At 64.7% G+C, this 22,193-nt stretch carries 24 protein-coding genes and 3 pseudogenes; 23 read left to right on the top strand and 4 right to left on the bottom strand.

Annotation, left to right across the window (positions count from 1 at the left end; all coding sequences use genetic code 11):
* Complete coding sequence (locus A3AY_RS0131025) at window positions 1-360, bottom strand: MmcQ/YjbR family DNA-binding protein (RefSeq protein WP_026204016.1); 360 nt, start codon at window positions 358-360, stop codon at window positions 1-3.
* A gap of 271 nt (window positions 361-631) precedes the next feature.
* On the opposite strand from A3AY_RS0131025, the gene A3AY_RS37240 reads away from it, so the two are divergent.
* Window positions 632-1,213, top strand: coding sequence for a hypothetical protein (locus A3AY_RS37240; RefSeq protein ID WP_018329564.1), 582 nt, complete (start codon window positions 632-634; stop codon window positions 1,211-1,213).
* 253 nt (window positions 1,214-1,466) lie between these two features.
* Complete coding sequence (locus A3AY_RS36615) at window positions 1,467-2,672, top strand: DNA-packaging protein (protein WP_112853898.1); 1,206 nt, start codon at window positions 1,467-1,469, stop codon at window positions 2,670-2,672.
* Window positions 2,673-3,320: 648 nt separating this feature from the next.
* On the opposite strand, the gene A3AY_RS39505 is transcribed toward A3AY_RS36615, so the two are convergent.
* Entirely contained in the window at window positions 3,321-3,470 is a 150-nt protein-coding gene (locus A3AY_RS39505; protein WP_018329567.1) for a hypothetical protein, read from the bottom strand.
* A gap of 181 nt (window positions 3,471-3,651) precedes the next feature.
* Here A3AY_RS39505 and A3AY_RS0131050 point away from each other — a divergent pair, with 181 nt between their 5' ends.
* The 12 genes and pseudogenes from A3AY_RS0131050 to A3AY_RS0131105 all read left to right on the top strand — a co-directional run bounded on the left by A3AY_RS0131050 (window position 3,652) and on the right by A3AY_RS0131105 (window position 11,472).
* Complete coding sequence (locus A3AY_RS0131050) at window positions 3,652-4,284, top strand: glycoside hydrolase family 19 protein (protein WP_245275973.1); 633 nt, start codon at window positions 3,652-3,654, stop codon at window positions 4,282-4,284.
* A 207-nt stretch (window positions 4,285-4,491) separates the two neighbouring features.
* Window positions 4,492-5,643 (top strand): phage portal protein, encoded by a 1,152-nt coding sequence (locus tag A3AY_RS0131055; protein ID WP_018329569.1) that lies wholly within the window; start codon window positions 4,492-4,494, stop codon window positions 5,641-5,643.
* 225 nt (window positions 5,644-5,868) lie between these two features.
* Window positions 5,869-6,186 (top strand): DUF6107 family protein, encoded by a 318-nt coding sequence (locus A3AY_RS0131060; protein WP_018329570.1) that lies wholly within the window; start codon window positions 5,869-5,871, stop codon window positions 6,184-6,186.
* Between the two features lie 115 nt (window positions 6,187-6,301).
* Window positions 6,302-6,857: pseudogene (locus tag A3AY_RS36620) on the top strand (HK97 family phage prohead protease).
* A gap of 16 nt (window positions 6,858-6,873) precedes the next feature.
* Window positions 6,874-8,160, top strand: coding sequence for a phage major capsid protein (locus A3AY_RS0131070; protein ID WP_018329573.1), 1,287 nt, complete (start codon window positions 6,874-6,876; stop codon window positions 8,158-8,160).
* 189 nt (window positions 8,161-8,349) lie between these two features.
* A complete protein-coding gene (locus tag A3AY_RS0131075) occupies window positions 8,350-8,919 on the top strand; it encodes a head-tail connector protein (RefSeq protein ID WP_018329574.1) in 570 nt (189 codons plus the stop codon).
* A gap of 2 nt (window positions 8,920-8,921) precedes the next feature.
* Window positions 8,922-9,258 (top strand): annotated as a pseudogene (locus A3AY_RS41630) (phage head closure protein).
* Window positions 9,255-9,653 carry a DUF3168 domain-containing protein gene (locus A3AY_RS0131085; protein ID WP_018329575.1) on the top strand — a complete coding sequence of 133 codons (399 nt, stop codon included), beginning with the start codon at window positions 9,255-9,257 and terminating at the stop codon, window positions 9,651-9,653. Before A3AY_RS41630 ends, A3AY_RS0131085 begins: the two are co-directional and overlap by 4 nt.
* 69 nt (window positions 9,654-9,722) lie before the next feature.
* Window positions 9,723-10,130, top strand: a complete 408-nt coding sequence (locus A3AY_RS0131090; RefSeq protein ID WP_018329576.1) for a phage major tail protein, TP901-1 family — start codon at window positions 9,723-9,725, stop codon at window positions 10,128-10,130.
* Window positions 10,131-10,132: 2 nt separating this feature from the next.
* Window positions 10,133-10,489 carry a gene transfer agent family protein gene (locus A3AY_RS0131095; protein WP_018329577.1) on the top strand — a complete coding sequence of 119 codons (357 nt, stop codon included), beginning with the start codon at window positions 10,133-10,135 and terminating at the stop codon, window positions 10,487-10,489.
* On the top strand, window positions 10,486-10,707 hold the full coding sequence (locus A3AY_RS38440) for a rcc01693 family protein (RefSeq protein WP_083926070.1): 222 nt from the start codon (window positions 10,486-10,488) through the stop codon (window positions 10,705-10,707). Before A3AY_RS0131095 ends, A3AY_RS38440 begins: the two co-directional genes overlap by 4 nt.
* Window positions 10,708-10,893: 186 nt before the next feature.
* Window positions 10,894-11,472 (top strand): phage tail tape measure protein, encoded by a 579-nt coding sequence (locus tag A3AY_RS0131105; protein ID WP_018329579.1) that lies wholly within the window; start codon window positions 10,894-10,896, stop codon window positions 11,470-11,472.
* A 100-nt stretch (window positions 11,473-11,572) separates the two neighbouring features.
* Here A3AY_RS0131105 and A3AY_RS0131110 read toward each other — a convergent pair whose 3' ends face one another.
* The gene (locus A3AY_RS0131110) at window positions 11,573-12,424 is read right to left on the bottom strand and encodes a PhzF family phenazine biosynthesis protein (RefSeq protein ID WP_040669425.1); all 852 of its coding nucleotides are present in this window, start codon (window positions 12,422-12,424) and stop codon (window positions 11,573-11,575) included.
* Entirely contained in the window at window positions 12,418-12,564 is a 147-nt protein-coding gene (locus A3AY_RS39510; protein ID WP_154663354.1) for a hypothetical protein, read from the bottom strand. The genes A3AY_RS0131110 and A3AY_RS39510 overlap by 7 nt, the downstream gene beginning before the upstream one ends.
* A gap of 118 nt (window positions 12,565-12,682) precedes the next feature.
* On the opposite strand from A3AY_RS39510, the gene A3AY_RS0131120 reads away from it, so the two are divergent.
* From A3AY_RS0131120 to A3AY_RS0131160, 9 genes and pseudogenes are all read left to right on the top strand, one after another.
* The gene (locus A3AY_RS0131120; RefSeq protein ID WP_018329582.1) at window positions 12,683-13,324 is read left to right on the top strand and encodes a TIGR02217 family protein; all 642 of its coding nucleotides are present in this window, start codon (window positions 12,683-12,685) and stop codon (window positions 13,322-13,324) included.
* Window positions 13,321-14,211, top strand: coding sequence for a DUF2163 domain-containing protein (locus A3AY_RS0131125; protein WP_018329583.1), 891 nt, complete (start codon window positions 13,321-13,323; stop codon window positions 14,209-14,211). The genes A3AY_RS0131120 and A3AY_RS0131125 overlap by 4 nt, the downstream gene beginning before the upstream one ends.
* A 58-nt stretch (window positions 14,212-14,269) precedes the next feature.
* Window positions 14,270-14,710 (top strand): NlpC/P60 family protein, encoded by a 441-nt coding sequence (locus tag A3AY_RS0131130; protein WP_018329584.1) that lies wholly within the window; start codon window positions 14,270-14,272, stop codon window positions 14,708-14,710.
* Window positions 14,711-14,715: 5 nt separating this feature from the next.
* Window positions 14,716-18,562: pseudogene (locus A3AY_RS36630) on the top strand (baseplate multidomain protein megatron).
* Between the two features lie 35 nt (window positions 18,563-18,597).
* Window positions 18,598-18,804 (top strand): hypothetical protein, encoded by a 207-nt coding sequence (locus A3AY_RS0131140; RefSeq protein ID WP_018329585.1) that lies wholly within the window; start codon window positions 18,598-18,600, stop codon window positions 18,802-18,804.
* A 113-nt stretch (window positions 18,805-18,917) separates the two neighbouring features.
* Window positions 18,918-19,169: a hypothetical protein gene (locus A3AY_RS0131145; RefSeq protein WP_018329586.1), complete on the top strand. Its 252-nt coding sequence runs from the start codon at window positions 18,918-18,920 to the stop codon at window positions 19,167-19,169.
* 127 nt (window positions 19,170-19,296) lie between these two features.
* Complete coding sequence (locus A3AY_RS0131150) at window positions 19,297-19,983, top strand: response regulator transcription factor (protein WP_018329587.1); 687 nt, start codon at window positions 19,297-19,299, stop codon at window positions 19,981-19,983.
* 127 nt (window positions 19,984-20,110) lie between these two features.
* Window positions 20,111-21,499, top strand: a complete 1,389-nt coding sequence (locus tag A3AY_RS0131155; protein ID WP_026204019.1) for an ATP-binding protein — start codon at window positions 20,111-20,113, stop codon at window positions 21,497-21,499.
* Between the two features lie 193 nt (window positions 21,500-21,692).
* A complete protein-coding gene (locus A3AY_RS0131160) occupies window positions 21,693-22,142 on the top strand; it encodes a hypothetical protein (RefSeq protein WP_018329589.1) in 450 nt (149 codons plus the stop codon).
* Window positions 22,143-22,193 lie beyond the last annotated feature (51 nt).

Raw genomic sequence — 22,193 nt, forward strand, 5'->3', positions numbered from 1 at the left:
CTATTCGGCAAGCTCCTCGGATTTCTGCAGGGTTTCCTCGGTCTTCTGCAGGGTCTTCGGGGCGACGTTGCGCCAGGCGGTTTCCATCACGTGGTCGATTGTGTCTTCGTCGGCATCCGCGAACCAGACCGAGGTCCAGCCCTTCTCGCCCCAGCCGCCGGGGACGGCGGCACAGACGCCGGGCTCGGTTTCGAGAAGCATCTTCTGCTGATCGGGGGTGAACTTGAAAACGGCACGACCGGCTTCGGGCAGGGACATGAAGATACGCTTGCCAACGCGGAAATCGCGTTTGCCGAAATGGGCGCTTTCGACAGCGCCTGGCAGGCTCAAAGCCCGCTTTTCCAAGTCCTCGGCTCTCATGTCGGAAAGAGTACCACGCCTCGTTCAATGTGCAAAATTACGAAAGATTGTCAGGAATAGGAAAATAATCCTTGACGCCGTGACGGTGGTTTGATAGGGTTATGGCATAGTCGGAAAAGTGCGGGTGAGGCGGGAATGCTTCCCCGGTTTTCTGTAAGGCGCGCGTTTTCGGCGCGGATCACCCCACCCCTTCGCTCCGACCCTCCTCCTCAAGGGGAGGGTGGCGACGCCGCCTCATCGGTCTAACGACGATGCTTTCAAGGACATTGCGATGACGTCTGATCTGGATTTCGATCCGGAGCTCTTCGGTTTCTGGCTGAAGGCGCCGGTCTATGATGGCTTGCGGCCGGGCGGCGAGGCGGAACTTGACGCCATGGCCCGGCACGTCATTCTCGACAGGAAGGCCGAACGCACCTCGCTCGACGACCTGCAGGACATGCTGAACGGCATGACCAAGGAACTGCGCGAACAGATGCAGCAGTTCCAGCGGCTGCGCGAGGCGGCGCGCGAGCGGGAGACCGAGGCCGAGGGCGACATCGACCGCAAGCTGATCCAGGCGGACGCAAAGGCGAGCATCGAGGCGATGTCGCTGATCGTGCGAACCCTGGAGAAGATCGACAGCCTGCAGAGGACGATCGTCCGTGACCGCGAACTGCAGGCGGAGCAGAATTTGGATGAAGAAGGGTACAATGCTCTTGTGCGCGAATTCAACAACCGCGTCGAAGAGCGTGCCCTGCGGTTGTCCCGAGAGGAAAAGCGTCGAGAGGCTGAAGGCGCGGCGCAGAATGCTGCGGCTGAGCACGCGCCTGCTACCGTCGCCATCGGCGTGCCGCGAGGCGGCGGACCCTCCTGAGCCATGGCTCCTCGAGGCGGTGCGGCAGTTTTTCGACCTGGAAGATGATCTCGATCGGGAAATGGGCAGCTTGCTGGAACGGCGAAACAATGGCCGGCAATTGATCGGGGCACTCGGCGCCGGACTTGCGGCGCCGCTCAAGACCTCCAATGCACCGGATGACGGCATGGCGGCCGATGCGCACTCAGGCGAGGCGGCTGTCGAGGCGCCCCGAACAAAGCCAAAGCATACGGGAGCGAACCTCCTCCGGTTCATGCGATGCTGGGAGGAAAATGCACGCGACGAGCAAAGGCCGCCGCCGGGCGACTGGCGGGTCTGGCTCCTGATGGGCGGGCGCGGCTCGGGCAAGACGCGGGCGGGTGCCGAATGGGTGCAGCAACTGGCGGGCGGCGCGCGGCCGGGCTTGCGGATCGCGCTGGTGGCAGAGACGCTGGGCGACGCGCGCGAGGTGATGATCGACGGCGTTTCCGGCATCTGCCGGATCGCCTGGAACAACCGGCCGGAGTTCGAGGCGTCGCGGCGCAGGCTCGTCTGGCCGAACGGCACGGTGGCGCAGATCTTTTCCTCCGAGGACCCGGAAAGCCTGCGCGGGCCGCAGTTCGACTATGCCTGGTGCGACGAACTCGGCAAATGGAAACACGGGCAGGAAACATGGGACATGCTGCAGTTTGCCCTCCGGCTGGGCAGCGATCCGCGGGCGCTGGTGACGACGACGCCGCGGCCGGTGCCGGTGCTGAAGGCGTTGATCGCCGATCCCGGCACGGCGACCTGCAGGATCCGCACCAGCGACAATGCCGCAAACCTGGCGCCGGGATTTCTCGACGCCATGGCCGGGCGCTATGGCGGCACGCGGCTGGGTCGACAGGAACTCGACGGCGAGATGATCGAGAATCGCGAGGACGCGCTCTGGTCGCGCTCGGCGATCGAGGCATTGAAACTGCGCGACGCCGGGCCGCTCGGCCGCATCGTCGTCGCGGTCGATCCGCCCTCCGGCGGCGGCCGGGAATCCTGTTGCGGTATCATCGTGGCAGGGCTCGACCGGACCGGGCGCGGCGTCGTCCTGGCGGACTGCTCGGTCGAGGGCGCAAGCCCGGCCGGATGGGCGGGTGCCGTGGTCAAGGCCTATCGCCGCTTCGATGCCGACCGGATCGTCGCCGAGGTCAACCAGGGCGGCGACATGGTGCAGGCGGTGCTGAAGGGCATCGACGCCGGGCTGCCGGTGACGTCGGTCAGGGCCACGCGCGGAAAATGGCTGCGAGCCGAACCGGTTGCGGCGCTCTACGAGCAGGGGCGGGTGGTGCATGCCAGCTCGTTTCCGGCGCTCGAGGACCAGATGTGCGATTTCGGGCCGGACGGGCTGTCGTCGGGACGCTCGCCGGACCGGCTGGACGCGCTGGTCTGGGCGTTGACGGCGCTGATGCTGGAAGGCGGTGGCGAACCGCGGGTCAGGGGGATTTGATCTGACCCCTGGCGGGCGGTCGCGGCGAAGTCGCGGGTGGGGGGATCCGTTGCGTGCAGCGGAAAGTCACCCACCTCGGAGCTTTGCGCCGACCCTCCCCCTCAAGGGGAGGGTGGACCGCTCCGGCCAAGCGCGAGAGTGAGCACAATGACGTCAATGAGGAGACGGCATGGTTTTCCTCCTCTCCCCGCCGGGGAGAAGGTGGCGCGAAGCGCCGGATGAGGGGATGCCGCTTGCTCCTCGTCTGCCGCACCGCCCCCGCCTCGCATGCGCTCGGCACTTCTTGCCGGCGGGGGAGGAGGGAGGCTGTGGCAACAGCCTTCGATCGGCATGCCGAATCGCGGATGGCGCGGGTGACCGCTCAGGCGCACAAAAGCTCGCCCCCGTAGTCTTGCCTGACCCTCCCCCTCGAGAGGAGGTGGACGCGCGGTTACTGGCGCGGCGTGGCGGCGGAAGGCTTGGGGTTGGCCGAGGCGCTTTCGCGCATCTGGCGCCATTCGCTTTCGAGGCGTTCGAACTGGGCCTGGGAAATTGGCTGGGCCGGCATGGGCATCCTCTCTTTGATTTTTGCAACGTCCGGTAACGGTGGCGGCGCGGAAAGGTTCCGCGCTCAGCGCCGTTGCCGGTCAAAAAAACAGAATGGAAGGATCAGCGCTTGTCGTCGGTGCCGGTCGGCAGCTTTTGCGTGGAGGAGGCGTTGATGCGCATCTGCTGCCAGACGTTTTCGAAGCGGTCGAGGATATGCTGGGGAACGGTCGCGCGGGTGGCGTCGGCCTGGATCTTGGTCTCTGCGTTCATGCGAACCTCCTCGATGAAAGGGCAATATCATCTTGCCCTCTTCAAATTCCACATCCCAAAGGCAAAGTAAATCAGCAGATTAAACGGTTTAAACGATTTAAATTACTTAAATCGATTTAGCATCACGACTTTTTTCAACATGACCAATGGCGGCGGAGGAAGAATAGCGGTGGATCGGACGGTGTTTTTCAAAGCGGTACGTGCATCACTCTTCGACGGTGCCTTGAAGCAGGGCCAGGTGGATGGATTGACGGCGATTCTCGATCGCTGGGCGCGGATGCCTGAGCCGGCCGACAGGCGCTGGCTCGCCTATATGCTGGCCACCGCACATCACGAGACGGGCCGGACGATGCAGCCTGTGCGCGAAACCTTCGCCACGAGCGACGAGCGGGCAATCGCCATTCTGGAGGCCCAGTTTCGCAAGGGCGGACTGCCTTCGGTGTCCACGCCCTATTGGCGGCGGGACGGCGAGGGCAAAAGCTGGCTCGGGCGGGGGCTGGTGCAACTGACGCACAGGGTCAACTACGCGAAGATGGCGCAGGCGACAGGGATCGATCTGCTGGCCAATCCCGAGCGGGCAATGGAGCTGCCGGTCGCTGTCGATATCCTGTTTGCCGGCATGCAGAGCGGGGCTTTTACCGGCAAGAGGCTTGGCGACTACTTCTCTCTTTCGCGAGAGAGCTGGACGGGCGCGCGGCGGATCATCAACGGCCGCGACAGGGCGGAGCTGGTGGCGAGCTACGGCCGGCAGTATCTCGCAGCGTTGCGGCTGGCAGCCGGCGCGCCGCCGGCGGTCGGACGATCGGCCGCTTGAGTGCTGAGCGTCGAATATGACGCCACTGCGTTGCCCCTCATCCGCCCTGCCGGGCACCTTCTCCCCGTTGTGACGGGGAGAAGGGACCAAGCGGCAGACTCCGATTTTCCCTCTCCCCGCCTGCGGGGAGAGGGACAGGGGTGAGGGGCAAGCGGCAAGCGCTTCCTTCGGTTTCAAATCGCACCCATCGGTGCATTCGAGGACATCATGAAAAATCCATTTCGTCTGCCGTGGCGGCGCCCGGCTGAGAGCGAGCGCGTGGCCGAAACCAAGGCGGCGTCCGGCTTCATCGCCATCGCCCATGAGGGCCGGGCGCACTGGACCGGGCGGTCCTATGCGGCACTGGCGCGCGAGGGCTTCATGAGGAACCCGGTGGCGCACCGGGCGGTAAGGCTGATTTCGGAAGCGGCGGCAGCGGTGCCGCTGCTGCTCTACGAAGGGACCGGGGAGCGCAGCGAGCACCCGTTGCTTTCGCTCCTGGCGCGGCCGAACGGCCGCATGGCCGGGGTCGATTTCCTGGAGACGCTCTACGGCCACCTGCTGCTCTCCGGCAATGCCTATGTCGATGCGGTCAGCGTCGGCGAAGAACTGCGCGAACTGCATCTGCTGCGGCCGGACCGGGTGAGCATCCGCGAGGGACGGGACGGCTGGCCGGAGGCCTATGACTACCGGGTCGGCAACCATCTGCGGCGGATCGCGGCGGGTGAGGGCGGGCTCCTGCACCTGCGGCTCTTTCACCCGCTCGACGATCATCTCGGATTTCCGCCGCTGGCGGCAGCGCAGATGGCGCTCGATCTCTCCAATGCGGCGGCGACCTGGAACAAGTCGCTGCTCGACAATTCGGCCAGGCCTTCGGGGGCGCTCGTCTACCAGCCGAAGGAGGGCGGCAATCTGTCCGCCGACCAGTATGACCGGCTGAAGACGGAGCTCGACGAGGGCTATTCCGGACCGATGCGGGCGGGCCGGCCGCTGCTGCTCGAAGGCGGGCTCGACTGGAAGGCGATGGGGCTGTCGCCGAAGGACATGGATTTCGTCGAGGCGAAGAACGGGGCGGCACGCGACGTAGCGCTCGCCTTCGGCGTGCCGCCGATGCTGATCGGCATTCCCGGCGACAACACCTATGCCAACTACCAGGAGGCCAACCGGGCCTTCTACCGGCTGACGGTCCTGCCGTTGATCGGCCGCACCGCCTCGGCGCTGTCCGGCTGGCTGTCGGCGCGGTTCGGCGAGACGCTGAAACTGGTGCCGGATCTCGACCAGGTGACCGGGTTGACGGGGGAGCGCAGTGAAGTCTGGGCCCGGGTGAAGGACGCGGATTTCCTGACCGACGAGGAGAAGCGACAGGCGGTGGGGTATTGAGGGCCATCAATGGCTTGCGTGCGCGACCTCACGCCGGCTGCTTGGGATTTAATCAATATGTGAAGCGACTGATTCATTTTCTCGGGATGCCAGCTCAAGCGATTCAAAAGATTCGCAAAAACCGCCCCAGCTGACGCAACGTCAGGCAGCGTCGGACCTTCGGCTAGAAGGTTGCCGCAACGTCAGCCATGACCAATTCCAACAGTAGCATCAAGGGCTTAACAAATGGCTGATTTTGGCAATGACCCCGGCCTCTGGGCCGCCAAGGGTATCGGCTCGGCAGCCGGTGCTGCCGTATCGCTTGTCTATATGCTGCCGAAGGGCAAGCGCGAGGCGGGTTCCCGCTTCTTCACCGGCATGGCCTGCGGACTGATCTTCGGTGGGCCGGCGGGGCTCTGGATCGTCTCCAGGCTCGGCATTGCCGGCAGCCTGTCGGGCACCGAGGTGATGCTGACCGGATCGGCCGCGGCAAGCCTTCTCGCCTGGTGGGCGCTGGGGGCTGCGGTGCGGGTCGTGGAGAGGCTTGGGCGACGTAGCCAATAGGCAGTAGGCAGTAGCCAGTAGCCAGTAGCCAGTAGCGAATAGCCAGTAGCCAGTAGGCAGTCGGAACGAGTGGCGACTGCCTATTGAACCATCCCTTTCAAACCTGGAGATACTCATGACGACCGACAGCTTGCCTGTCTGGCGAACGAAGAAGTTTGCCAATCTGACGCTTTCCGGGCTGACCGGCGAGGGGCGTTTTTCCGGCTATGCCAGCATCTTCGGCGAGGTCGATCTCGGCAAGGACGCGATCGAGCCGGGGGCGTTTTCGCAATCGCTTGCCCGGCGTGGCGCCGGTGGCCGTGCGCATGCTGTTCCAGCACGATCCGGGCGAGCCGCTCGGCGCCTGGAAGACGATCCGCGAGGACGCGCGCGGGCTCTATGTCGAGGGGCTGCTTTCGCCCGGCGTCGCCCGTGCCCAGGAAGTGCACCAGCTGATGAAGGCTGGCGCGCTCGACGGGCTGTCGATCGGCTTCCAGACCGTCAAGGCGAAGACCGACAGGGGCGGCGTGCGCCGCATCCTCGAGGCCGACCTCTGGGAAATCTCGATCGTCACCTTTCCGATGCTGCCTTCGGCGAGCGTCTCGAACGTCAAGAACGCGCGGTTCTTCCGCGACAAGGAAACGGAGCTCGTGCGCACCATGCGGCGGGCGGCCCGGATGATGAAGCTCTGACAAGAAGGAAATGCCAATGAGCAGGACGAGCAGTGTGGCGGCGGAGATCAAGGCTGCCCCCGAGATCACGGTGGCGCCGGAGATCAAGACCGCGCCGGAGACGATGACCGCCGCCTTCGAGGATTTCATGGGTGCCTTCGAGGCGTTCAAGGAAACCAACGACCGGCGGCTTTGCGAGCTGGAAGGCAAGTTGACCGCCGATGTCGTCACCCGCGACAAGATGGACCGTATCAGCCGCGCCATGGACGAGCAGAAGCGGCTGATCGACCAGATGGCGCTGAAGAAGGCGCGGCCCGCGCTCGGCCGCAGCGGTGAGGCAAGCCTGGAGGCGTCGGAACACAAGGCGGCCTTCGAAAGCTACATCCGCCGCGGCGACGAGCAGGCTCTGCGCGAGCTGGAGGCAAAGGCGCTTTCGATCGGCTCGGCGAGCGACGGCGGCTATCTGGTGCCGAACGAGACCGACACCGAGATCGGCCGCCGCCTTTCGGTGGTTTCGCCGATCCGGGCGATGGCCACGGTCCGGCAGGTTTCGGGAGCGGTGCTGAAGAAGCCCTTTGCGCTTGCCGGCATGGCGACCGGCTGGGTGGCGAAAACCGCGGCGCGGCCGCAGACGACGACGCCGCAGCTGGCAGAGCTGTCCTTTCCGACGATGGAACTCTACGCCATGCCGGCGGCAACGGCAGCGCTGCTCGACGATGCGGCGGTCGATATCGAGAACTGGATCGCCTCGGAGGTGGACATCGCCTTCGGCGAGCAGGAAGGCACGGCCTTCGTCACCGGCGACGGCACCAACAAGCCGAAGGGTTTCCTGAGCTACACCAATGTCGCAGAAAGCGGCTGGAGCTGGGGCAATATCGGCTATATCGCCACGGGTGCGAGCGGCGCCTTCAAGGCGAGCGGCCCCTCCGATACGCTGATCGACACGATCTATGCGCTAAAGGCAGGGCACCGGCAGAATGCTTCGTTCGTGATGAACCGCAAGACCCAAGCCGAAATCCGCAAATTCAAGGATGCCGACGGCAACTACCTCTGGCGGCCACCGGCGACGGCCGGCCAGCAGGCCTCGCTGATGGGCTTCCCGATCGCCGAGGCCGAGGACATGCCGGATATTGCCGCCAACAGCACCTCGATCGCCTTCGGCAATTTCGCCGCCGGCTATCTCGTCGTTGATCGCACCGGCGTGCGGGTGCTGCGCGATCCCTATTCCGCCAAGCCCTATGTGCTGTTCTACACGACCAAACGCGTCGGCGGCGGAGTGCAAAATTTCGAGGCTATCAAGCTCGTCAAATTCGCGGCATCTTGAAAAAACGTAAGGCGGCCCTTTCTCCAAGGGGTCTCAGCCTTCGCGCCGGCGGTTTTCCCTGCCGCCTGGCGCCGGGACGGACGCGGCACCCCTCCCACCGCGTCCGTCCATCTTTTCTGCCTTTCGAGCATTTCCGTTTTCTCCGAGCCGCGAAAACGCTCGCTGGAATTGCTCTCGACGGAGATTTCCATGACCATTCGTGAACTGACGCCGCCCATCGGCGAGCCGCTGACGCTTGCCGAGACGAAGGCGCATCTGCGCCTCGACAGTGGCGCCGAGGACGCACTGATTTCAGCCCTGATCCGCACGGCGCGCGAGCATCTGGAGCGGGAGACGGGGCTGGCGTTTTTGACGCGCAGCTTCCGGCTCTATCTCGACGACTGGCCGCGGTCGCGGGTGATTCAGATTGTCAGAGGGCCGGTGCAAACGATTGAGGCGGTTACGGTCTACGATGCGGCCGGCATGCCGGGAGAGATCGATGTTTCCGGCTTCGTGCTTGACGGGCAGGCGCGGCCGGCGCGGCTCGTCCTGCCCAAGCAGCCCGCGCCGGGACGGGCGATGCATGGCATCGAAATCGATTTTTCCGCCGGTTTCGGCGCAACCGGCGCCGACGTGCCGGACACGCTGAAGCGGGCGATGCTGTTGCATCTGGCGCTGCTTTACGAGTTCCGTGGCGCGGTTGCCCCGGACGACCAGCCGGCGGCGGTGCCGGCCGGATACGACCGGCTGATCGCGCCGTTTCGCCGGCGGGGGCTTTGACCATGCGGGCGATCACCCTCGATCCGGGGCAGATGTCGGCGCGCCTGGAACTGGAGATACGCGATGACGTGAGCGACGGGCAGGGCGGTGTCGTCACGGGTTTTTCCGTCGTCACCTCGCTCTGGGCGCGGATCGTGCCGGCTTCATCCGGGCACGAAGAGCGCGCGGACGAGCAGGTCTTTACCGTGACGCATCGCATCTGGATCCGGGTTCCGCGACGACCTCGCGGCGGGCATGCGGTTTCGCAAGGGCCTGCGGATCTTCACCGTGCGGGCCTTTCGCGATCCGGACGAAACGGGGCGCTATCTGGTGTGTGACTGCACGGAGGAGGGACGATGAGCGCTGCTGCGGCCTTGCAGAAGGCGATCTACGAGAGGCTTTCGGGCGATGCCGAGTTGCTCCTGCTGCTCGGGGATGGCGGCGTGCGGGATCATCTGCAGACGGGGTCGCACCGGCCCGGCATCTCGATTGTCAGCCTGGAGAGCCGCGACGCTTCGACGGCGAGTGAGGCGGGCGAAGAACACCTTGTGACGCTCGCGGTCCGCACCGGCGAAGGCGGCAACCGGGCGGCGCAGGAAATTGCGGCGCGGGTGCGCGCTTTGTTGGATGACGCCGCGCTCGACCTTGCCGGCTTCTCGCTCGTCAGCCTGTTTCACCGGCGCACCCGCACCGGCAGGGACGCCAAGGCGAAGGGGCATGTCGCGGAAATGGTGTTTCGGGCGGTGACGGAGTGACGTTTCGCTGAGGAGCATGTTGTCGGCGCCCTTCGCGGGCGCTTTTTTCGTTTCAGGAAGGATCAGGGCATGGTGGCGCAGAAGGGGAAGGATCTTCTGTTGAAGATCGACAATGGCGGCAGCTACGTGACGGTGGCGGGACTTCGCTCCAAGCGGCTCGCGTTCAATGCCGAGACCGTCGATGCGACGGACGCGGAATCGGCGGGGCGGTGGCGGGAGCTGCTGGGCGGGGCGGGCGTGCAGCGGGCGTCGGTCTCCGGTGCAGGTATTTTCAAGGACCAGAGTTCGGATGCGCTGGTGCGTGCTGCCTTCTTCAACGGATCGATCCTCAGCTGGCAGATCGTCATCCCCGATTTCGGCACGCTGACCGGGGCCTTCCAGGTGACGGCGCTTGAATATTCCGGCCAGTACAATGGCGAGATCCTGTTCGAGATCGCGCTCGAATCCGCCGGCGCCCTGACCTTTACGACGCTCTGACGATGGCGCGGCACAATGTAGCTACAGGCCGGGCCAACCGGCATCGCGGCGAGGTGGAGGCGGTGATCGACGGCGAGCGGCGGGTTCTCTGCCTGACGCTCGGGAGCCTTGCCGAGCTGGAAACCGCCTTTGCGGCTGAAAACTTGATGGCGCTTGCGGCGCGTTTTTCCTGCGGGAGACTGAAGGCGGACGATATGATCCGCATACTTGGCGCCGGTTTGCGCGGCGGCGGCAATCTGGTCTCCGACGAGGATGTGGCGGTGATGAGCGTCGATGGCGGCATTGCCGGGCTGGCGCGGCTGACGGCCGAACTGCTGACGGCGACCTTCGGCGGGGCGGAGGATGCGCCAAACCCTTGAGGGCCGCAGCGGGCGAGGGGTATCAGCGGCCTCAGCCTTTTCCATGGGGCGCGGCGATGCATGCCGGCCTTTGCCTGCTGCGGCTACCAGCGAAGGACTTCTGGGCGATGACGCCGCGCGAGCTGCAGGCGGCGCTGGGCGGGTTGCGGCCGCGCGCCACGGCGCCGGCGCGTGCCGGGCTGGAAGCACTGATGGGGGCGTTTCCGGATGGGCAGTAGGCAGTAGCCAATAGCCAGTAGCCAGTAGGCGTTGGGCGGCCGTTATTGAAGCGTTCGTTGCGAGCTGCTGTCTGCTCCAACTGCTGCCGGCTACCAGCCGTTGGCCACTGCCACTGCCCACTGCCTACTGCCTACTGCCTACTGCCTACTGCCTACTGCCTACTGGCTTCACAGCGGAGAAACACGATGACCGACGAGATGGGGTTTTCGGACGTCACGGGCGATGCGGAGGCGTTGAGGGACGTGCTCGACGATCTGGAGCGGCGCTCCCGCTCGTTCGGCTCGGCGCTGACGGGGGCGCTGGCTTCGGCTACGCGTGGCGGCAAGGGGCTGGAAGATGTCTTGCGCAGCGCTGGCCTCCGGCTGACGGAGATCGCGCTTTCGGCGGGCTTGAAGCCGCTGGAGGGACTGCTTGGTTCGGCCCTGTCGGGGCTCACAGGGAGCCTTGGTGGGACGACAGCCTTTGCCGACGGCGGGGTGCCGGGCAGGGTGACGCCGTTTGCCGCCGGCGGCGTCGTTTCCACGCCCACCTATTTTCCGATGGGCGGAGAGATGGGGCTGATGGGCGAGGCGGGGTCGGAGGCGATCCTGCCGCTGAAGCGCGGCGCCGATGGCGCCCTGGGCGTGGCCGCTTCCGGCGCTGCGGCGCCGATGAATGTCGTCTTCAACGTCACGGCATCCGACGCGCAGAGCTTTCGCAAGTCGGAGGGCCAGATTGCGGCCATGCTGACGCGGACGGTCGGGCGCGGGCGGCGGGGGGTGTGAGGGCGCACACTGTTTCAAATGCTTCGCCATCTAACCCCAGCCCCCAACTAGAATGTGGAAAGCTGGTGGAGTGTCTGTCGAAAGTGGCAGTCGCTGAATTTTAGAGGGTTACGCTGCCCTCGATGCATGTCGCAACATTGCCGCCGATCCAAATTTCGTCACCGACTTGTTCCACATGGACGCGCCCCGCCCTCCCCAGAACAGTACCTTGGCTCGCTACATAGGCCGAAGGCGCGATGCCGCTGCCGATCAGCCACTGAGCGATGCCGGCATTCAGGCTGCCGGTCACGGGGTCTTCAAAACCGGCAGCTGTAAAAGCGCGCACCTCGAAATCGGCGTCCCGCCCATCTTTCCCGGGATTCCAGGGTGCAACGACACCTACCCGCAGGCCCGACACGACTGAAAAATCCGGACGTAGCGCCAGAACGTCGTCCTTGGAGCGTAACAGCAGTGCCAGCCAACCGGGGCCGTTATCCACCCAGTTCGCATCGATGACCATGTCGGGAGCAAGATGCAAACCATTGATAACCTGCGTCAGAATTTCGGGCTCCAGAGGCCCGGAACGGCGCAACTGCGGCGCCGCGAAGGAAAGCCGGTCCTTGTCTTGGCGTATGCGGATAAGGCCCGCTTCGCACTCCTGGACAATCTCGCTGCCGCTGAACTTCCCGCCGCAAGCCAGCCATACGTGGCAACTTCCCAAGGTAGGGTGGCCTGCGAAAGGCAGTTCACGCACGGGCGTAAAAATCCGGACGCGATAGTCTGCATGAGCCGCTTTCGGTTGCAGGAGAAAAGTCGTCTCGCTGAGGTTTGTCCAATTGGCAAAAGCGGCCATCTCCACGTCGGTCAATGCGTCGGCACCAACGACCACGGCTAGCGGGTTTCCTCGCAGAGGCCGCGAGGCGAAAACATCAACCTGTTGAAATGTGAATTTGGTAGTGCCTTGCCTCAACATAACCGCAGCTTGCTTTTCCAGGTGATAGCGTCGCGATTTCCCGATTGAAGCGGTACTTTCGCTTCTGATTTTCGCAACATCGCAAAATAGGACTTTTGCTGCAAGCTGGTGTTCAACTCCCCATTGCGCGTCGTTTGCATTGTCCCTCCTTTCAGCAGCGGAAGAGAACGTGCTTGATCAGGGGCTTGCCGCTGCCGTTCACGCAGCGATCTGTGAAGACTTTCGGCCAACCGATTCCAGACATAACGGAAAAACATCATGGCAACAGGATTTCACGAGGTCCGGTTTCCCTTGCGCCTGGCGCTGGGGACGAGCGGCGGGCCGGTCAGGCGGACGGATATCGTCAGCCTTTCGAACGGGCGGGAAAACCGCAACCGGCGCTGGCGCGATGCACGCCGGCACTATGATGCCGGTTCGGGGATCAGGTCGATCGCCGACCTTTATGCCGTGCTTGAGTTTTTCGAGGCGCGGGCGGGGCAGCTTCATGGCTTCCGGTTTCGCGATCCCGTCGATTTCAAGTCCTGTCCGCCCGGCGGCACGGTGAACGCGAACGACCAGGGGATCGGGACGGGGGACGGCGTGACTGCCACGTTCCAACTGATCAAGACCTATGGCGATACAGGCGGCGCGAGCATTCGCGAGATCGCAAAGCCGGTGGCGGGGAGCGTGGCGGTTTCGGTGGGTGGCGTGCTGGCGGGGCCGGGCGACTTTGCGCTCGATGTCACGACCGGCCGCGTGACGTTCATCCCCGCGAAAATTCCGGCAAGCGGTGCGGCAATTCGTGCCGGTTGCGAGTTCGATGTGCCGGTGCGCTTCGACACCGACCGGATCGATATCGATCTGGCGCAATTCCAGGCCGGGCGTATCCCGTCGATTCCTCTGGTGGAGATCAAGCCATGAGAACGCTTCCAACGGCGCTTGCCGCGCATCTTTCGGGTGACGTCACGACGATGTGCCATTGCTGGCGGGTGACGCGGCGGGATGGCGTCGTGCTCGGGTTTACCGAGCATGACCATGACCTCAGTTTCGCCGGGACCGAGTTTCTGGCCGCAAGCGGCTTCCAGGCGGCCGACAGCGAGGCAGCGAACGGGCTCTCGGTGGAGGCCGGCGAGGTTACGGGCGGATTTTCGAGCGCGGCGATCAGCGAGACGGATGTGCTCGCTGGACGTTATGACGGCGCTAAAGTCGAGGTGTTCCAGGTGAACTGGCAGGCGCCCGGGCAGCATGTGCTGCTCAGGGTGCAGGAAATCGGCGATGTAACGCGGGCGGGTGGCGCGTTTCGCGCGGAGCTGCGGCGGATGACGCATCGGCTGGATCAGGTGCAGGGACGGATTTACGGGCGACGCTGCGATGCCATGCTTGGCGACGGACGCTGCAAGATCGATCTTGACGATCCGGCCTATCGTAGCGAGGGAGCGGTTGCCGCCGTTCTTGGCGAGACGCGGCTGCGGGTGACGGGGCTCAATGCGGCGGCAACGGGGTTCTACCGATACGGGGTGTTTCGCTTCCTGACCGGAGCGAATGCGGGGCATGTTTGCGATATCGAGGACCACCGGAAGGAAGGCGGCGCGGTGACGCTGTCGCTCTGGCTACCGCCGCCTCTGCCGCTGGCCGTCGGGGATATGTTTATGGTGACGGCCGGCTGCGACAAGAGCTTTGCCACCTGTCGTCAGAAATTTTCCAATTCCGTGAACTTTCAAGGGTTCCCGCACATGCCCGGGACGGATTTCGCGTTCGGCTATGCGGATGGGGATACGGTGCATGACGGGCGGCCGCTCTATGAGTGAAGTGAGTTCGGCGGGTCATCCTGCGCTTCGCGCCGACCCTCCCCCTCGAGGGGAGTGTGTGTCCTCCGCATTTGCGGATCGGGTTATTGAAACGGCGCGAAGCTGGATCGGGACGCCGTATCGGCATCAGGCGAGCCTCAAGGGTGTCGGATGCGACTGCCTGGGGCTGGTTCGGGGCATCTGGCGGGAGATCCATGGCGCCGAGCCGGAAACGCCGCCGGCCTATCAGCCGGATTGGGCGGAACGCAGCGGCGAGGATCGGCTGCGGGACGCGGCACGGCGGCATTTCGGGGCCGAGCTTTCGGCGGCCGAGATGCGGCCGGGTGACCTGCTGCTGTTCTGCTGGAGACCGGAGCTGCCGGCCAAGCATGCCGGAATACTGAGCGCCTCCGACCGGTTCATTCACGCTTATGAGCAGGCGGCGGTGATCGAATCGGCGCTCGTGCCCTCCTGGCGGCGGCGGATCGCCGGGGTGTTTCGTTTTCCCGAAAAGGTCTGACATTCATGGCAACCATTCTTCTGCAGGCGGCGGGCGCGGCACTCGGCAGCGTGTTCGGCCCGGTCGGCGCGGTGCTGGGCCGCGCAGCCGGCGCGCTTGCCGGGTCGGTCGTCGACCGCTCGATCATCAACGGGATGACGACGATATCCGGCGCGCGCCTCGGCGATGCACGCATACCGGGGGCAGACGAAGGAACGGCGATCACGCGCGCCTATGGAACCGTACGGATCGGCGGCACGCTGATCTGGGCGACGCGGTTCGAAGAGGAGGTGCGCGTCGAGCGGCAAGGCGGCAAGGCGAGCGGGCCTCGCGTCGAAACATTCCGATATTATGCCAATTTCGCGCTCGGCATTTGCGAAGGCGAGATCGCCTGCGTGCGGCGGGTCTGGGCGGACGGGCGCGAGATCGACCTGACCGGGGTCGAGATGCGGCTCCATCCTGGAACGGATGACCAGCTGCCCGATCCGCTGATCGAGGCAAAGCAGGGTGCCGGCAAGGCGCCGGCCTATCGGGGTCTTGCCTATGCCGTGTTCGAGCGCTTTCCGCTGGATGGCTACGGCAACCGCATTCCGGTGATCCAGTTCGAGGTGCTGCGGCCGGTTGGCAGGCTGGAAAGGGCGATCCGGGCGGTGACGATCATTCCGGGCTCGAGCGAGCATGGCTACGATTCGTCCGTGGTCACGGAGAAGACGGGCGCGGGCGCGAGCCGGCTGATCAATCGCAATGTCTTTCACGCGAGCTCGGACTGGCGGGCGTCGATCGATGAGTTGCAGGCTCTGTGCCCGAACCTTAAGCGCGTCGCCCTGGTGGTTTCCTGGTTCGGGACGGATCTCAGGGCGGGCCATTGCCGCATCGTGCCCGGCGTCGAAACCCCGGTGCGCGACGACGAAAGCCGGCCCTGGTCGGTCTCGGGAATAGCGCGCGGCAGCGCGATGGTGGTCAGCCGGAACGACGGCGGGCCGGCCTATGGCGGCACGCCGAGCGATGCGAGCGTGGTGGCGGCCATCGCCGACCTGAAGGCGCGCGGGCTCAAGGTCTATCTCTATCCCTTTGTGATGATGGATATTCCGGCCGGCAACGCGCTGCCGAACCCCTATGGCGGAGCAGGTCAGCCGGCTTATCCGTGGCGCGGGCGCATCACGTCCTATCCGGCGCCGGGTTTGCCTGATAGCGCCGACCAGACGGCTGCGGCGCGAGCGCAGGTCGAAGCATTCTGCGGGGCGACGGACGCTGGCGATTTTTCGGTATCGGGCACCTCGGTGACGTCGGCGGCTGCCGACGAGGGGTATCGGCGCCTCGTTCTTCATTATGCGTTGCTGGCGGATGCGGCGGGTGGCGTCGATGGCTTCATCATCGGTTCGGAGCTGCGCGGGCTGACACAGTTGCGCGACGGGGCGGGCGCGTTTCCTTTCGTCGAGCAGCTGATTGGGCTGGCGGGCGATGTTCGGGCCATTCTCGGCGCGGGGACCAAGCTGACCTACGGCGCCGACTGGAGCGAGTATTTCGGCTATCACCCGGCTGATGGTTCCAGCGAGGTCCACTACAATCTCGATCCGCTCTGGGCATCGGCCGATATCGACGCCGTCGGTATCGACAACTACATGCCGCTGTCCGATTGGCGTGATGGCGATTTTTCCGCGGGCAACCCGGATGGGTTTGCGCTTGCCGAAGACGCCGACGCGATGCGGGCGATGGTCGCGTCCGGCGAGGGCTATGACTGGTACTATGCCGATGATGCGGACCGACGGGATCGCGTCCGCACAACGATCACGGATGGGCTGTCGGGCAAGCCGTGGGTCTATCGTTACAAGGACATCGCCAACTGGTGGGAGCAGGCGCATCGCAACCGGGTGGGCGGCGCAGAGCAGACAATGCCGACCGCATGGGTTCCGGCCTCCAAGCCCGTCTGGTTCACCGAACTTGGCTGCCCGGCGATCGACAAGGGGGCCAATCAGCCGAACGTCTTCACCGATCCGAAATCGTCCGAGACGGCGGTTCCGTATTTTTCGAACGGCGCCCGCTGCGACGCCATGCAACGGCGGTTTCTCGAAGCGCAGTATGCCTTCTGGCAGGGGCCGGATGCGCCTGAAGGCGTCGATCCGGACCACATGTTCGTCTGGACCTGGGATGCGCGGCCGGCGCCTGCCTTTCCGGAGAATACGGATCTCTGGTCCGATGGCGGCAACTGGCAGACCGGGCACTGGCTGAACGGACGGCTGGGGGCGTCGACGGCAGCGGACGTGATTGCCGCCATCCTTGCCGATCATGGTTTTGAGGTTGGCGACACGCGGCTCGTCAGCGGTGATCTCGGCGGCTATGTGCAATCGGAGCAGGCCTCGGCCAGGGACGTGCTGGAGCCGCTGATGGCGGCACTGCAGATCGATGCGGTGGAGGACGGCGCGACCCTGCGGTTTCGGTCGCGCATGAAGCAGGCGTCAGCGGCACGGCCGATTTCGGTGCTGGCGGACATCGACAGGCAGCCGCGGTTCGAGGAGATACGCGGCCACGACAGCGATTTCGGCGGTGAGGCCATTCTCGATCATCTGAATCCGGTGAATGCCTATGAGCGGGCAACGACCAGGTCGCGGCGCGTGATGCCTGCGAATGACCGGGTTTTGCGCCTCTCCGTGCCCGGCGTGATGCATGACGGTGCGGCCGCATCGGCCGTCGAGGATGCGCTTCGGGACGCGCCGCAGTATCCGGTTTTCGCTTTCGCCGGCGGCGATCGACATCGAGCCGGGCGATGTCATTGCATTCGACGACGGGGCGCTCGGTGACGCGCCGGCAGGAAACTTCATCGTCGGCCGGATCGAGGATGAGGCGGTGCGCTCCATCGAGGCACGGGCCTTCGTGCCGTCGAGTGGTGGCGGGCCGAGCCCGCAGCAGCGCTCCGTCGATCCGCCACGCACGCCCTCGGACGGGTTTTCGCCGATCGTGCATCTGATGGATCTGCCGCAATACGAGGCCGGCGAGGCGGCCAGCTTTGCCCGGGGCGCGGTTTTCGCGCGGCCGTGGCGCACCGCTTTGCTGTCGTCGTCCGCCACGACGGAAGGGTATCAGGCACGCGCGAGGTTGGACCAGCCGGCGCAGACGGGCGTCCTGGTGGAAACCCTGGCCGCAGGGGTGCTGGGCCGATTCGACGCGGCCCGGACGATCACGCTCGACCTGCATTTCGGCGGCCTGTCTTCCGCAGATCGTCTTGCCGTTTTGAACGGGCAGAACCGCATGGCGGTCCTGGCGGCCAACGGTGTGTGGGAAATCATCGGTTTCCGCGTTGCCGAGGAAATCGCCGGCGGGCGCTGGCGGCTTTTTGAGCTACTGCGCGGGCTCAACGGCACCACGGATGCGATGATGGCGGGTGCTGCCGCAGGCGCGCCGCTGGTCGTCATGAATGGGGCTCTCAAACCGCTCGGACTGAGTGTCGACGAGGCCGGGCGCACGATCAACTGGATCGTGGAGGCGGGTGGGCAGACGACCGGCCGGGTCGGGCCGTTCGCTTTCGCCGGTGGCTTGAGGGCCGAAACGCCGGTTGCGCCGGTGCACCTGCGGGCGCGGCGTTTAGAGAGCGGCGGCATCCGGATCACCTGGACCCGCTGCGCCCGGCGCGATGCCGATCACTGGCTGGACGGCGACATCGCGCTCGACGAACCGGTGGAGCGCTATCGTCTCGAAATTCTCGACGGCGGGACAGTGAGGCGGGCAGTGGATGTCTCCGAACCGGTCTTTGACTATCTGCCTGGTTCGCAAATCGCCGATTTCGGTGCGACGCGGACGGCTTTGTCGGTCCGCGTGCGACAGAAGGGGCAGAAGGTCGCCCTCGGGGTAGCGGCGCAGGCGGTGCTGAACCTGTGACGGAAACAACCAGCAAACTGGAAAGGCAAGATGCGATGGGTGAATTGAAGAACTGGTATATGTCGAAGACGGTGTGGGGCGGCGTGGTTGCGATCCTTGCGTCGTGCAGCCATCTTCTCGGTGTGGAGATAGCCCCAGACGATCAGGGCGGGTTGGTGGACAGCCTGACCGCGCTTGCTGCGGCGGCGGGCGGGCTGGTGGCGATCTGGGGCCGGATTTCGGCGAGAAAGCGATTGCGCTAGAGAATTGCCGCAACGCCTTGGGAAACCACGGCGTTAGCACGACATTCATTTGCCATTCAGACTGCATCGTTTATTAAATTTGCAATGATGCTTCCCAAGTTGAAAGTGCGTCCATGTCCTCACCCTTGATCATAGCAACGCTAGCAGCGGGCCTTTCCGGATTCGCGCCGCCAGCGATTGTCGTGCCATCGGCGGTTGTCGAGGTGGATGGCGATTGCGGGGAGGCTGCGGCCGAGGTCGTGGCCAAGACCGGCGGCGAACTATTGTCCGCGCAGCCGACCGGCGACGGTCAATGCGTCGTGACCGTGCTCATTCCCGGGAATGGCGGCCGCCCGAAGAAGGTCACGATGCGGGTGCCGATGTAGGAGCCGCAGGCACCGACATCGAAAATGTTCTCCAACCGGACCGAATAGGATATTCATTCGAGTCTCGTGTGGCAGCGCGCAGCTCAATCCGGCGGATGAGCGCTCGCTGAAGGGAAAAGGTCAGTTCATGCGCATTCTGGTGGTCGAAGACGACGTCAACCTCAACCGTCAGCTGACGGATACGTTGAAGGAAGCGGGCTATGTCGTCGATCAGGCCTTTGACGGCGAAGAAGGCCATTATCTTGGTGATGGCGAGCCCTATGATGCGGTCATTCTCGATATCGGCTTGCCCGAAATGGACGGTGTCACCGTGCTTGAAAAATGGCGCAGCGCCGGCAAGGCAATGCCTGTCCTGATCCTGACGGCGCGTGATCGCTGGAGCGACAAGGTCGCCGGCATCGACGCGGGCGCCGACGATTATGTGACGAAGCCGTTCCACGTCGAAGAGGTCCTGGCGCGCATTCGTGCGCTGATCCGGCGGGCTGCCGGGCATGCAAGCTCGGAGATCGTCTGCGGGCCTGTGCGGCTGGACACCAAGGGGTCCAAGGCGACGGTCGATGGCGTGGCGCTGAAGCTGACGTCGCACGAATTCCGGCTGCTCTCCTACCTGATGCACCATATGGGACAGGTGGTTTCGCGCACGGAACTGGTCGAGCATATGTACGACCAGGATTTCGACCGCGATTCCAACACCATCGAGGTTTTCGTCGGCAGGCTGCGCAAGAAGATCGGCAACGACCTGATCGAGACCGTGCGCGGCCTCGGCTATCGCATGCAGCCGCCGGGCATGGCCAGCAAGGAAGCCAAATCCTGAGCGGGATCGACATGACCGAAACCACCGGGTTTTCCACAATTGCTACGCCTGGGCATGACGCTCGCCGATGCGCTGGCCAGGCGCGAGAACCGTCTTTCCCTCCCCAGGATCGATCCTGCCCATGAGGCTGCGCCCGCAATCACTCACCGCGCGCGTGCTGCTCGTCTCGACCGTCTGGGCGGTCGCGGCGCTGGTGGTCATCGGCGTTGTGATCTCGGCGCTCTACCGGCAGGGCTCCGAGCGCGGTTTTCAGGATCTGCTGCGCGCGCAGCTCTACAACGTCATCAATTCGATCGTCGTCAACGACAAATCGGAGCTGGCCGGCAGCCCGCAGCTGGGCGACCTGCGGTTTTCGCAACCGCAGACAGGCTGGTACTGGATCGTCGAGCCGATCGGTGAATTCAATACACCGCCCTTGCTGTCCACATCGCTCGGCTCGGGCAAGCTGCCGATCGCAAGCCTCGACGAGGTTCCCTTCGATATTCGCTATGAGCGCTTCTATACGACGGTCGATTCCTTCAACAACGAAGTCGAAGTGGCCGAAACGGAGGTGGTCCTGGACATCCAGGGCCATACCGCCCGCTTCCGGGTTGCGGGCAATCGTGACGTGCTGGAAGCCGACATCAACGATTTCAACCGCAATCTCTATCTGGCGCTGTCGATCTTCGGCTTCGGCGGCCTCGGCATGAATGCGCTGGCGATCCTCTTCGGCCTCAGACCGCTCGATCAGGCGCGCCGCTCGCTCGAAAAGATCCGCGGCGGCGAGAGCGAGCGGCTGGACGGCGAGTTTCCGCGCGAAATCCAGCCACTGGCGAGCGAAGTCAACGCGCTGATCGACAGCAATCGCCGCATCATCGAACGCGCACGCATGCAGGTCGGCAATCTCGCCCATTCGCTGAAGACGCCGATTGCGGTTCTCATGAACGAGGCACGGGTGCTCGAGGCGCCACACGGCGACCTTATCAGGATGCAGGCCGAAGCCATGCAACTGCAGGTTCAGTCCTATCTCAACCGGGCGCGGATCGCCGCCCAGCGCGAATCGGTGCTGGCGCGCACTGAGGTCGAGCCGGTCCTGGAGCGGCTGGTGCGGGTCATGCGTCGGCTGCATCCGGAGAAGACCTTCCTGCTGACGGTCTCTCCACCCGGGCTGGTCCTCGCCATGGAGCAGCAGGACGTCGAGGAAACGGTCGGCAACCTACTCGACAATGCCGCGCGCTACGCCACCGAGCAGGTTCGCGTCACCGTGCAGAGCGCACCGGAGGGCTTGCAAGGCAAGGACCCGGGGCGGCGAAACTGGATTTCGATCGACGTGGACGACGACGGGCCGGGGCTCGAGCCGGAGCAGATTGCCGTTGCAGTCAAACGCGGCAGGCGGCTGGACGAAAGCAAGCCGGGCACCGGGCTCGGACTGTCGATCGTCAGCGAGATTGCCGGCGAGTATCAGGGGACGCTCGATCTGTCGCGAGGCGAGCGTGGCGGGTTGAATGCCCGCATCCTGCTGCCGGCTGTTTCATGACGGAACGCCGGTTAACGCGTGGCGTGACTTTTTTGACAGAGTTACGGGCAAAATCTCGAAACGGTTGAGCTTTGAGCTCGCCCTTTGTTGCTTGCCCGGGCGCGGAATGTAAAAAGATGGTCAGCCATGGAATCGGTGTTTCGCCGGCCGCGGCCTGCCGATGCAACGGAAATCGCGAGAGCTACCCCGCACGATGAAGAACCCGGCCCGTTTCACCACGCTCTTATCCGCTCCCGCACCCGCGTGTCTGATTGCCGTGTCGCTGCTGCTCAGCGGTTGCGGCACCGTGTCGCGTGATGCCCGCAAGACCGCTAGTACAATGACACCGGAAACCTCGGCGTCCTATATCGCGGCGCTGGGCGGCGGCGTCATCGGGCGCACGGCCGGTCTTTCGATCAGCAAGGCCGATCGCCAGCGGGCGCTGGAAGCCGAATACCGCGCCCTGGAAGTGGCGCGTGGCGGACAGCCGGTCGTCTGGGAGGGATCGGGCATCAGTGGCACGGTCGTGGCCGCGGCCCCCTATCAGGTCGGCTCGCAGAACTGCCGTCAATACAGCCATACAGTGACGATCAAAGGCCAGGAAAGCGTTGCGCGCGGTGCCGCCTGCCGCAATGCGAACGGCACCTGGACGCCGCTGACCTGACATAGCGGCTGCCTATTGCGGCGAAACGCCTCAAATCTCCGTCATTTAGCG

Source organism: Rhizobium giardinii bv. giardinii H152 (genome assembly GCF_000379605.1).
In the GTDB taxonomy this organism is placed as follows: Bacteria; Pseudomonadota; Alphaproteobacteria; order Rhizobiales; family Rhizobiaceae; genus Pararhizobium; species Pararhizobium giardinii.

Bases quoted from the DNA above. Each gene is read 5' to 3' on its own strand.
- A3AY_RS0131095 (WP_018329577.1), top strand. From the start codon at position 10,133: ATGGCGCGGCACAATGTAGCTACAGGCCGGGCCAACCGGCATCGCGGC.
- A3AY_RS0131145 (WP_018329586.1), top strand. From the start codon at position 18,918: ATGTCCTCACCCTTGATCATAGCAACGCTAGCAGCGGGCCTTTCCGGA.
- A3AY_RS0131105 (WP_018329579.1), top strand. From the start codon at position 10,894: ATGACCGACGAGATGGGGTTTTCGGACGTCACGGGCGATGCGGAGGCG.
- A3AY_RS36615 (WP_112853898.1), top strand. From the start codon at position 1,467: ATGCGATGCTGGGAGGAAAATGCACGCGACGAGCAAAGGCCGCCGCCG.
- A3AY_RS37240 (WP_018329564.1), top strand. From the start codon at position 632: ATGACGTCTGATCTGGATTTCGATCCGGAGCTCTTCGGTTTCTGGCTG.
- A3AY_RS0131120 (WP_018329582.1), top strand. From the start codon at position 12,683: ATGGCAACAGGATTTCACGAGGTCCGGTTTCCCTTGCGCCTGGCGCTG.
- A3AY_RS0131160 (WP_018329589.1), top strand. From the start codon at position 21,693: ATGAAGAACCCGGCCCGTTTCACCACGCTCTTATCCGCTCCCGCACCC.
- A3AY_RS0131090 (WP_018329576.1), top strand. From the start codon at position 9,723: ATGGTGGCGCAGAAGGGGAAGGATCTTCTGTTGAAGATCGACAATGGC.
- A3AY_RS0131110 (WP_040669425.1), bottom strand. From the start codon at position 12,424: ATGTTGAGGCAAGGCACTACCAAATTCACATTTCAACAGGTTGATGTT.
- A3AY_RS39505 (WP_018329567.1), bottom strand. From the start codon at position 3,470: ATGAACGCAGAGACCAAGATCCAGGCCGACGCCACCCGCGCGACCGTT.
- A3AY_RS0131055 (WP_018329569.1), top strand. From the start codon at position 4,492: ATGAAAAATCCATTTCGTCTGCCGTGGCGGCGCCCGGCTGAGAGCGAG.
- A3AY_RS0131150 (WP_018329587.1), top strand. From the start codon at position 19,297: ATGCGCATTCTGGTGGTCGAAGACGACGTCAACCTCAACCGTCAGCTG.
- A3AY_RS0131070 (WP_018329573.1), top strand. From the start codon at position 6,874: ATGAGCAGGACGAGCAGTGTGGCGGCGGAGATCAAGGCTGCCCCCGAG.
- A3AY_RS0131125 (WP_018329583.1), top strand. From the start codon at position 13,321: ATGAGAACGCTTCCAACGGCGCTTGCCGCGCATCTTTCGGGTGACGTC.
- A3AY_RS0131025 (WP_026204016.1), bottom strand. From the start codon at position 360: ATGAGAGCCGAGGACTTGGAAAAGCGGGCTTTGAGCCTGCCAGGCGCT.
- A3AY_RS0131085 (WP_018329575.1), top strand. From the start codon at position 9,255: ATGAGCGCTGCTGCGGCCTTGCAGAAGGCGATCTACGAGAGGCTTTCG.
- A3AY_RS0131075 (WP_018329574.1), top strand. From the start codon at position 8,350: ATGACCATTCGTGAACTGACGCCGCCCATCGGCGAGCCGCTGACGCTT.
- A3AY_RS0131140 (WP_018329585.1), top strand. From the start codon at position 18,598: ATGGGTGAATTGAAGAACTGGTATATGTCGAAGACGGTGTGGGGCGGC.
- A3AY_RS0131060 (WP_018329570.1), top strand. From the start codon at position 5,869: ATGGCTGATTTTGGCAATGACCCCGGCCTCTGGGCCGCCAAGGGTATC.
- A3AY_RS39510 (WP_154663354.1), bottom strand. From the start codon at position 12,564: ATGCAAACGACGCGCAATGGGGAGTTGAACACCAGCTTGCAGCAAAAG.